The organism is Acidisoma sp. L85, from assembly GCF_009765865.1.
Lineage (GTDB): Bacteria > Pseudomonadota > Alphaproteobacteria > Acetobacterales > Acetobacteraceae > Acidisoma.
This window is the reverse complement of record NZ_LMUQ01000043.1, coordinates 74,157-80,687: the sequence shown is the minus strand read 5'-3', so window position 1 is coordinate 80,687 and position 6,531 is coordinate 74,157. Positions and strand designations below refer to the sequence as shown.

Annotated in this window: 4 protein-coding genes and 1 pseudogene; 2 read left to right on the top strand and 3 right to left on the bottom strand. The window is 60.2% G+C overall.

Annotated features, from left to right (window positions below):
* Both GSQ83_RS29900 and GSQ83_RS12690 read left to right on the top strand, forming a co-directional pair.
* Positions 1-243 (top strand): annotated as a pseudogene (locus tag GSQ83_RS29900) (hypothetical protein); the annotation flags it as partial.
* A 1,836-nt stretch (positions 244-2,079) separates the two neighbouring features.
* Positions 2,080-2,520: a hypothetical protein gene (locus GSQ83_RS12690; protein WP_216850102.1), complete on the top strand. Its 441-nt coding sequence runs from the start codon at positions 2,080-2,082 to the stop codon at positions 2,518-2,520.
* A gap of 1,231 nt (positions 2,521-3,751) precedes the next feature.
* On the opposite strand, the gene GSQ83_RS12685 is transcribed toward GSQ83_RS12690, so the two are convergent.
* The 3 genes from GSQ83_RS12685 to GSQ83_RS12675 all read right to left on the bottom strand — a co-directional run bounded on the left by GSQ83_RS12685 (position 3,752) and on the right by GSQ83_RS12675 (position 6,505).
* Positions 3,752-4,381 carry a hypothetical protein gene (locus GSQ83_RS12685; protein WP_158803258.1) on the bottom strand — a complete coding sequence of 210 codons (630 nt, stop codon included), beginning with the start codon at positions 4,379-4,381 and terminating at the stop codon, positions 3,752-3,754.
* Between the two features lie 395 nt (positions 4,382-4,776).
* Entirely contained in the window at positions 4,777-5,850 is a 1,074-nt protein-coding gene (locus GSQ83_RS12680) for an NAD(P)-dependent oxidoreductase (protein WP_256367226.1), read from the bottom strand.
* Positions 5,786-6,505, bottom strand: coding sequence for a FadR/GntR family transcriptional regulator (locus GSQ83_RS12675; RefSeq protein ID WP_158803256.1), 720 nt, complete (start codon positions 6,503-6,505; stop codon positions 5,786-5,788). The genes GSQ83_RS12680 and GSQ83_RS12675 overlap by 65 nt, the downstream gene beginning before the upstream one ends.
* Positions 6,506-6,531 lie beyond the last annotated feature (26 nt).

Below are 6,531 nucleotides of genomic sequence, written 5' to 3'. Positions count from 1 at the left end.
CTAGTTGTCGAAGTCAGCTTCACCGCCTGGTCAGGCGAAGGTCATGTCCGCCATCCCGTCTACCTGGGACTACGAGAGGACAAGGTCGCAACTGAGGTCGTCATGGAAGTTCCGGATCCGACGGCTGAACGGCGAGCAGTGACACCTGTCGCTTCCGCTAGCGAAAGGTCTGTGGGCTCGTCGCGTTGGAAAGGTGCAGTTCCTCCACAACGCAAACGAGCAACCCTGGGAGAAGCAACATGATCGGGCCTCCGTCCGGAGATATGGACAACGCGACCGGAAGCAATGCCTTTGCGGAGGGGCTCGAAGAACGCGCACGTGGCGGCCCGCGCAGCAGCTGTCCTTATCCAGGGGGATCCGGCGAATGGAAAGATTGGATGGACGGGTGGGATGGCGAATTGTTTGCGCCAGGCTCCTGACGGCTCCATTTGATTGCCGCCGTAGAATTGGATGGAGGCCGCTATGACGCGGACCGACTGCATTAGACGGATCGAGCTGCAGATTGAAGCCCTCGTTGGTCATATTGCAGATCCGAAACGGGCCGAGCTTCTCCAAGCCGACGATCGGCCTGGGGATTTGCTTGGGCGTCTTTCGCGCAAGCTTGATGCAAAGAGGGGCAGCCTCGGGCGATGCAGCAGAGGGAGGCGCTCTCCATCGAAGTCTCCCGCATATTTGCAAGGACAAGAGCGCCAGCAGCAGGGCTAATCTTGGAACCGCGTGAAGGACGTGCAGACAATGAGGCGGTTCATTGTCTGAGCAAGGTCTTCCGCCTGTTGCATCGTCGTCCCAGGCGTTAGCTCGAGCCCCACGAAACCGCTTCCTCGCGGCTCTTCTCCTTTAAGCACTTCCGACACAAGCCAAGGTTCGCCCGAGGCGTTTTCCTTAACCCTGAACCGGTGTTCCGCCCGAGTTGTTCTGGCCATGTTGCTCTGTTTCACGAGGTCAGGAAGCATCGGCCACTCGGCGCAGCTCGTCAATTTCCTCCCGCCATTCCTGGACCAATTCTGGGGCAATGGCTGTATCGGCCTCCAGTTTGGTCAGCCGTCCCAGCTCCTAAGGATGAAGCTCCCACTCTCGCACCGTCAATTTCGCGCGCATCGCATCGGGAGACCGCGTTTCATCAGTCAATGGCCTCTCCTCAGGGGACGCCCTTCCCGGGAGTTCGGAGATGCCAGCCTGGTCGAGCAAGCGATCGTGAGCAGCATCGTGCCGCAATTAAGGTATTAAGGGAAGGCTACGATGAGCCCAACGGCGTTTGCCGCTCAGGAGGGCCGTGGCTTTGTATATCCCGCTGGTGTCTTTCGTCATCGCCCTCGTCGCTTGCTTCCTCGCGCTCGACTACATAAGACGCCGCGAAGTTGCGCAGACGAAGGAGCCTGCACATGTCTCCAAAAGACAACTCAGGAAGATGCGCCGCTGTCACCGTAGTATTTTCCGGTAGATCACTGCAGCGGCGCGGCAACAACGGCTAGCGCTTCTCCTCCGCCCAGGGTCGAGCGATGAGGAATTGCCGCGGCGCCAAGTGCTGCTTGGACTGCCATGCCAGATGGACGCCCAGTGGCACTGCTGCGCTAATCGAATAGCACGCCGATAAATTGCGTCCCTCTGACGATTGGGAAACGGACGTGTAATGGAGGTGCCCCGCATTACGTCACGGGTTGTAAGGAGCTATCCGGATTCATCCCCCATCGACGCGCGCAGTAAAACAGCCACAAACGCGCCAGGGGGTACGCGCTGACGATCACCCCCGCGCAACGGTCCGTGCAGGCTGTTGAAACCTGCAATCTTGTGGCGTTTAACACAGAGCGATCTCTGCCAGAGCGAGACCACCGCAACGTCCCACAGGAATTCCTGCAGGACGTTCCGTAGATGATCAATCAGTAAGGAAACCGGAGTCTGGGTGCAGGTGGATCTACTTACCTTTCCCGCCGTGGCCAGACGAACCGTGACCGCTTGAGCTGCTGCTACCGGACGGGCCGCTGTGACCTTTGCCCGACGATCCCTTAGAACCCGAACTGCTTCCAGTTCCTGAGCTAGAACCACTCTTGCCGCTTGAGTTGCTGGAGCTGCCTTTGCCCGTTGAGCCGGAAGGCCCGCAGTGACTGCCGCTCGCTGAGCCACCCGAGCCGCTGCCGCTGCCATTCGACGATCCGTGGCCATGGCCTTGACCTTTTCCTGAGCCGCCGGAACTTCCACCTGAACCGCTTGAGCCACCGTTGGATCCGCCGCCGCCAGGTCCGCCAGATCCCGAGCCGCTGCTCGAACTACCGTGGCCATGGCCATGGCCGTGGCCGGAGCCTTTGCTGCCCCCACCCGAGCGACTACCACCCGGTGCGGAGCCGCGGTGATGGCCGCCATGGTGATGGGAAGGCGGGGTTGTTGGCGGCGCCACAGGTGTTGCCGGAGGTGCGACTGGTGTGTTCGGAGGTGCCACAGGGGTTGTCGGCGGCGCGGCCGGCGTCGACGGCGTGCTGGGATTGGCTGCTGGCGGCGACGCGGGCGCAGATGGTGTTGCTGTAGGGCTTGGAGGGGTTGTCGTAGCAGCCGGCGTTGAAGGCGCTGAAGTGGTCGCTGCTGGAGTTGCAGCGGGAGCACTGGCAGCCATCGCTGCGGCACTCGCAGCAGCGTTCGATGAAGGAGTCGCGGCCGTAGGAGTAGACGAAGGAGTCGCAGCCGCAGGGGTGCCGGAGGTGGAAGCCACAGTAGTGCTTGTGGCGCTCGCGCTATGTTTCGCGGCCGCGTTGTTGAGGGCATGAGCCGTATCTGAGTCACCCGCCCTCACAAATCCGTAGTATGGAACGCATCGAAGGCCGTAACGGACATCATGTGACGGCTTCTGGAGATAACAGCGGCGAAGATCGGTTCCATTTGGCGAAGGGGTTGCAGCCATCACGCCTACGGACGCGCTCGTCGCCATCAGCGCCGCAAACAGCGCGATACATCCTGTCTTGGAATTTATCACTTTTCTGTGTCCTACTGCATCTGGAAGATTCGCATTCCAATTCGGAATTGCGTCAGGACACAGTTTAGAACTTGTTTAACGGGCTACATGCCCGCACTTCAGGCGACCCCGCTCGATCAACACCTAAAGGTAGAATTGGCTACTTGTTCAGGTCGTTGCTTCATAACAAACTCGTGATCTTGCGTTATCCTGTTTCACAAGTCGCGAAGCCGCAGCGCCGATGTGACCGCCGATTTGCCCCGCGGTCATGAAGACGTTGAGCCGGTGCCGCGTGCATCGGTGCCGGCTTAATTGGGCTGCCGCCCTTCAGGCGTACGTGTTTCCGCGCAAGTCATCGGCCGTATTCTCTCTAGAGCCACGGTAAGCCGCGAGTTGATGATCGACGGTGTTGAGCGGCATCGTCAACCGTCATGTGCTGCAATGGCGAGACGCGCGCAGATGTGCCAGTGCTGTTGAAACCCTTCTCGTTTGCAGCGCTCTCGACGCTCATCGTGCACCTTGCGGGAGACCGCGGCTCTCGCAGGTGAGCCGCTCACGAGCCCACTACTTCATCAGCGGCGGAGCACTTCTAATATCTTTTGGGTCGAGAAGGCTTGCTGAAGAACAGGGCGAGCGGGTCCAAAGCCGCGAGCGCACCTGGGATTAATCGGGAAACAAGGGCTCACAAGGCTGTGAGCGCAAGGGTGGACGAGCGGCCCAGTGAATTCCCGCCCGCGTCTCAGTCAAGTCGACGAGACCGGCAACTTTATCTACTAATTTTTTTGGCCGCTTTCGAATGAGGTGGCGCCGTTAGGGCGATTGCTGCAGAGCGTCTTCTAGCACAACAAAGTTGTTGATGGTGGAGGTGACAGAGGCGTTAATCTCGCCCCGGGCAGCCGCAAAAAAGAAAGGGTTGCTGTCGTCGCTGAAGCTGGTGACAACACCGCCGTCCTCGTAAACGGCGTATATTTCGAAATACACGTTTTGATCGGCGGCTATGCCCTTCTTCGACCAGCCCCATTGCTCTGATAGCACCTGCTGCACTTCGGCCGACACACAGGGGTGCCCTCTGGTGAGCGTTGAGGCTTTCTCGGTCATGAAGGCCAGGTAACCACTTTCCCACAATGCTTGATCGCTTCTGACCACTGAATTGCGTCGCTGTACTTCGGCAAGGGATACCTGCCAACCTCCGCCCGGGAGGCTGTGACCCTGATCGTTGGGATCCATGAGCGAGCCAAATATGTGACCTCGGAATTGGAAAACGATGTGTTCCGGGACAACGATCGGTCCCTTGCTGAAGAGCTCATGCCAATCCGCCGGGTCCAGCCTAGAGGCGCAAATCTCGACTGCGCCAGCGCGGGCGGAAACTGTTCCACCCAGAATCAGCAATAGTGCGGTGGGGGAGAAGATATTGCGCGTCCTCAGAATGATTCGCTTCATGACGGCCTTCGCGGTGTATCGAGGCTAGGCGGGGGTGTTTACTCGCCGTGGCGTGCTGCCGGCAATGTCTATGCCAGGACGCAGCTTGGCATATCGCAGGCAAGCCGTCAGACGTCGATAATGGCGGTCGCCATTCCCGCCGAGCAGCGGCGGTTCGTGATAAGAACGTTGATTACTTTGACGGATTGAGTTCTTTTGAGACCTGCCGAGCGACCGACGGCGTCCTTGACCTTCGGTTCTGAGGTATCCAGCATTCCTTGAACAGCTGCAGTCTCAGGCTACTACACTGTGCGGGCAACGCACTTCCCAACACGGCCAACAAGCAATAGCAATCACTGTCAGTATCTCGAGTAGGCGAGCGAACTTGGCTCATGACCTTTGCTGATGATATGGCATCACTCAGCAGCAGCGGCGGCAATTTTCGGTCCGAGGCCCGATAGCTGCTCGATGATCATGTAGACCACGGCAGAGTCCATCTCACCCTTGCCTTGCGCCCGTGCCGCCCGCAAGATTTCCAGTGCGGCCGCCGCCACCGGGGCCGCCGCGCCAACCGCGTCAGCGAGCTTGAGGGCGGTAGAAAGGTCCTTGTGCATATTATCCGCCGAGAAATGCGGGGAAAAGTCGTGGGCAATCATGCGGGGCCCGCGTGTTTCCATAGCGCCTGTTCGCGCGCCCCCAACACTGGTGATCTGCCGCACACAGTCGGCGTCAATCCCTGCCTTACGGGCGAGGACAAGCGCCTCGGCCACGGCCTGGATCGCCACACCCAGGATCAGGTTGTTCACGAGCTTAAGCGTGGAACCCGCGCCCGGCGGGCCAGCATGCACGATGACTGCCGATAGCTTTTCCAGAAGCGGCCGTACACGGGCCAAAACATCCGCCTCGCCCCCCACCATGATGCCGAGCTTAGCGGCTTCAGCGACCTTCGGATTGCCCGTCACCGGTGCATCCAGCATTGCCACGCCCCGATCTTTCGCGTGCGCCGCGATCATGCGGGAGACCTCTGGCGTTATCGAGCCCATGTCGATCAAGATCGTGCCAGGAGCAGCGTGAGCCAGAATGCCATCAGCGCCGCTGATCACGACCTCAGATGCGGCCGCATCGGTCACCATGGTCAGAATTACGTCGGACTGACGGCTAAGCTCCCCAATGCTAGCGGCCCAAATGGCGCCCGCCGACACGACAGGATCAGCCTTTGCCTTGGTGCGGTTCCAGACCGTCAGTGTGAAACCGGCGCGCAGAATGTTGAGGGCGATGGGCGTTCCCATCAGGCCGAGTCCGATAAAGCCGACGCGCATAGCGATCATCCCTTCTTTGAGGATTTGGTTAGCTCCCGCCCAGCGGGAGCCAATAAGTACCAATTCGTCCGCCCAGCGCAACCGCTCATGATCGGCGGGGCGCGCTCTATTCCCCGAACATATACTTGCGAACGTACAGGATATGCTCGCGAAGCTGCGTCCGTGCAGCATCACGGTCCCGGTCGATGAGACTGGCTACGATGTTAGCGTGCTGCGCGTGAAGCGCACGGCGGTGTTCCACCGTCATACTGCGGGCCTTGAGCTGACCCCATTCGCCCCTGGTCCGCACAACAGCAAGCGCCTGCGCCATAGCGACGATGGTTTGGTTGTGCGTCGCCTGCGCAATAGCTTCGTGCAGCGCGCCGTCCCAACGTTCGAAATCCTCAACCGTCGTTGCGGTCTCACCGCCGCGAAGGCACTGCGCCAAGCGGTCCAGATCGACCTGCGTCGCGCGCGCAACCGCCAAATGTGCAAGCTCGGGCTCAAAGATCAACCTGCACTCGACGACGCCAGCGGGGCTCAGCGAGCCAGCGCTCGGCAGGAATGCAGAGGTCACAGAGGAGGCATCGCCGGCCTTGAAGGTGCCACGTCCAACATGGCGGATGATAAGCTTTTCCTGCTCCAGAACCTGCAGGGCACGGCGCACGGTATTGCGGGCGACCCCATAAGTCTCCCCCAACTCGCGCTCGGTCGGCAGCTTGTCACCGATGCGCCAGCGGGACGAGCCGATCTCCTGCCCGAGCAGCTTGCGCAGCGACTCGGCGTCGCCTCGCGGGGGGCCATTCACGGGACCCGAAGGCTCGCGATCACGTGCTTCAGAACTCATGGCATAGACTTGACACTGCTAGGCCA